The 3,405-nt window shown below is 50.7% G+C and carries 3 protein-coding genes and 1 pseudogene; all 4 read right to left on the bottom strand.

The annotated features are described in order from the left end of the window. Positions 1 to 108 precede the first annotated feature (108 nt). Positions 109 to 960 (bottom strand): dihydropteroate synthase, encoded by an 852-nt coding sequence (gene folP / locus ACTHUT_RS16040; RefSeq protein WP_440419048.1) that lies wholly within the window; start codon positions 958 to 960, stop codon positions 109 to 111. Positions 961 to 1,044: 84 nt separating this feature from the next. Beyond that, entirely contained in the window at positions 1,045 to 2,706 is a 1,662-nt protein-coding gene (locus ACTHUT_RS16035; RefSeq protein WP_440419047.1) for an electron transfer flavoprotein-ubiquinone oxidoreductase, read from the bottom strand. Between the two features lie 132 nt (positions 2,707 to 2,838). Further along, a complete protein-coding gene (locus ACTHUT_RS16030) occupies positions 2,839 to 3,276 on the bottom strand; it encodes an ExbD/TolR family protein (protein WP_049351128.1) in 438 nt (145 codons plus the stop codon). Between the two features lie 3 nt (positions 3,277 to 3,279). Further along, positions 3,280 to 3,405: pseudogene (locus ACTHUT_RS16025) on the bottom strand (biopolymer transporter ExbB); the annotation flags it as partial.

The following is a 3,405-nucleotide window of genomic DNA, read 5'->3' as shown; positions in this document are numbered from 1 at the left end:
CTGAGCTACAGACCCGTCAAGAGTAGAAGCGGATTATAGCATAACTTGTTGCTTGTTCAAGATGCCGGGCAAATGTTTCAGACGGCCTGTTGGTTTTCTATTCGGGCATTATGCCGATACGCCCAATGCTTCCCAAACTTTCAAAGCGTCCGATGTTGCTTTGACATCGTGAACACGGATGATTTGCGCGCCTCTAGCCACTGTGGCCAAAGCGGCTGCGACGCTGCCGTGTACGCGTTTGGCAGCATCTTGTTCGCCTGTCAGCTCGCCAATCATACGTTTGCGCGATACGCCAATCAGAAGGGGAAATCCGGTTGCGTCCATCAACTCAGGCAAATGTTTTATCAGGGTGATGTTGTGTTGCAGGTTTTTGCCGAAACCGAAGCCGGGGTCTAGCGTGATGCGTTCAGGGGCAATGCCTGCTTGAACGCATTCTGCCGCACGTGCTTTCAAATAACGCGCGACTTCTTCGACGACATCTTGATATTGCGGATTCAGCTGCATGGTTTTGGGCAAACCCTGCATGTGCATGAGACACACGCCCGTCTTCGGCTGTTGCGCCAGCAATGCGACTGCGCCTTCATCACTTAATGCGGCAACATCGTTGATAATATCGACGCCACCTTGCGCCAAGGCTTTTCCCATGATCACCGTGCGGCGCGTATCCAAGCTGACGGGAACATTCCACTTGGCCACTTCCGCTAAAACCGGCTGTACCCTGGCCCATTCTTCTTCAAGAGAAACATCATCCGAACCCGGGCGGGTAGATTCGCCGCCGATATCGAGAATATCCGCACCGTCTTTCAACAGCTGCTCGGCATGTGCCAATGCTATTTGGACATTTTGCGAATAGGTGCCGCCATCGGAAAATGAATCGGGGGTCAGATTGACGATGCCCATGATTTTTGGTTTGTCTAAGGCGATTTCAAATCGGCCTGCCTGCCAAATGTGCGTGTTCATAATGCTTCCATTGATGAAATAATAGGATAGAGGCCGTCTGAAACTTCTCAGACGGCCTTCAGGTTTTGACTTCAAAACAGTAAATTACATTCCGCCGTAATTCGGTCCGCTCGCGCCTTCGGGACAAATCCAAGTGATGTTTTGCGTCGGGTCTTTGATGTCGCACGTTTTGCAGTGAACACAGTTGGCGGCGTTGATTTGCAGGCGCGGATTGCCGTTTTCTTCGACGATTTCATATACGCCGGCCGGACAATAGCGGGTTTCGGGCGAGGCGTATTCTTTGTAGTTTACATCTATCATGACCTGCGGATTTTTCAGCACCAAATGGTCGGGCTGGTTTTCTTCGTGCGCAAGGTTGGCAAGGAAAACGCTGCTCAAACGGTCGAAGGTCAAAACGCCGTCGGGCTTCGGATAGTCAATCGGCTTGCATTCAGCGGCTTTTTTGAGCTGCTCGTTGTCTTTGCCGTGATGTTTCAAAGTCCACGGGGCTTTGCCTCTGAAAATCATCTGGTCGATACCGGTATAGACGGAGCCGAGGTAAACGCCCCATTTGAATGACGGACGGACATTGCGCGCGGCGTAAAGCTCTTGATACAGCCAACTTTGTTCAAAGCGTTGCTGATAATCGGTGGCCTCTTTGCCGCTGTCGAAGCTTTCCACTTCTTCGAGGTTTTCTAACAAAGGAAATACGGCTTCTGCGGCAAGCATGGCGGATTTCATGGCCGTATGGATGCCTTTGATGCGCGGCATATTCAGGAAACCTGCAGCATCGCCGACCAAAACGCCGCCCTTGAACGAGAGTTTCGGCAGGCTTTGCAAACCGCCTTCAATCAGCGAACGCGCACCATAAGCGATACGGCGGCCGCCTTCAAAGGTTTTGCGGATTTCAGGATGGGTTTTGAAACGTTGGAACTCTTCAAACGGCGACAGATAAGGGTTTTGATAATCCAAACCGACCACAAAGCCGACAGCGACTTTGTTCTCGTCAAAGTGATAAATAAACGAGCCGCCGTAGGTTTTGCTGTCCAACGGCCAGCCTGCGCTGTGCATGACCAAACCGGGCTGATGTTTTTCAGACGGCACTTCCCAAATTTCTTTAATGCCCAAGCCGTAAGTTTGCGGCTCGCTGTTTTGGTCGAGCTTGAATTGTTCAATGACTTGCTTGGAAAGCGAGCCGCGACAGCCTTCGGCAAATATGGTTTGCTGCGCCCAAAGCTCCATGCCTAGCTGGAATGAATCGGTCGGTTTGCCGTCTTTACCCACGCCCATATTGCCGGTCGCAATGCCTTTGACCGAACCGTCTTCGTGATAAAGCACTTCGGCAGCGGCAAAGCCCGGATAAATTTCCACGCCTAAATTTTCCGCCTGCTCTGCCAACCAGCGGACAACTTCGCCCAAGCTGGCAATGTAGTTCGCATGGTTGTCGAAATTAGGGGTAATCGGCAGGTTGAACGCTTTTTTCTTGGTCAGGAACACAACCCTGTCTTTCGTCACTGTGCGTGTCAGCGGCGCGCCTTTTTCTTTCCAATCAGGAATCAGCTCATTCAAAGAAATCGGATCGATGATAGCACCGGCAAGCGAGTGGGCACCGGCCTCCGAACCTTTCTCCACCACACAAACGCTGATTTCGCGTCCATTCTTTTCGGCAAGCTGCTTGAGTTTGATGGCGGCGGACAAACCCGACGGGCCTGCGCCGACAATCACGACATCGTATTGCATACTGTCGCGTTCGATGGTTTCTGTCATGGCGGTTCCTGTATTGTCATTATTGAATTTAATCCGCTAATTATACAGCCTGGACATATAGTTACCAAATACAACAAAAGGCCGTCTGAAACTTTACTCAAATTTCAGACGGCCTTTACTGTGTTCAAAAGATTATTGCGCTTTGGTTTCCGTTACAAAACCGATTTTACTGATACCGGCTTCGCGTGCCGCTTGCAGGGCTTGGTTGACGTAATCGTATTCAACCGCTTTATCCGCCGCAATCGCCACAATCACATCTTCGTTTTTCGCTTTGGCCTCTTTCAGCTTGGCGGTTACCGTTGCCAAATCCACTTTGGCATCCGAATCACCGCCAACGACATAAGCACCATTGGCATCAATGCTCAAACGCAAAGGATCTTTAGGCTGCTGCTTGTCCTCTTTTGCCGCTTTTTCCGAAGCAGTCGGCAACTCCAAAGGAATCGAGTGGGTCAGTACCGGCATGGTAATCATAAATACAATCAGCAACACCAGCATCACGTCCACCAAAGGTGTAACGTTGATATCCGACATCGGCGCATCATCGCCGGAATTCATTGATCCGAAAGCCATGGTTTAATCCTTTTGGTTCAGAAGGCGGACATGCAGGTCATGTGCAAATGCATCCATATCTTGCGCGATGGTTTTTGTACCGCGATTGAGGAAGTTGTACGCCAATACGGCCGGAATCGCCACAAACAG

Source organism: Neisseria sp. P0022.S010 (genome assembly GCF_051956635.1).
This window is presented reverse-complemented; position numbering and strand designations above follow the sequence as displayed.

Excerpts from the sequence above, each read along its gene's own strand:
- folP (WP_440419048.1), bottom strand. The coding sequence starts at position 960 with ATGAACACGCACATTTGGCAGGCAGGCCGATTTGAAATCGCCTTAGAC.
- ACTHUT_RS16035 (WP_440419047.1), bottom strand. The coding sequence starts at position 2,706 with ATGACAGAAACCATCGAACGCGACAGTATGCAATACGATGTCGTGATT.
- ACTHUT_RS16030 (WP_049351128.1), bottom strand. The coding sequence starts at position 3,276 with ATGGCTTTCGGATCAATGAATTCCGGCGATGATGCGCCGATGTCGGAT.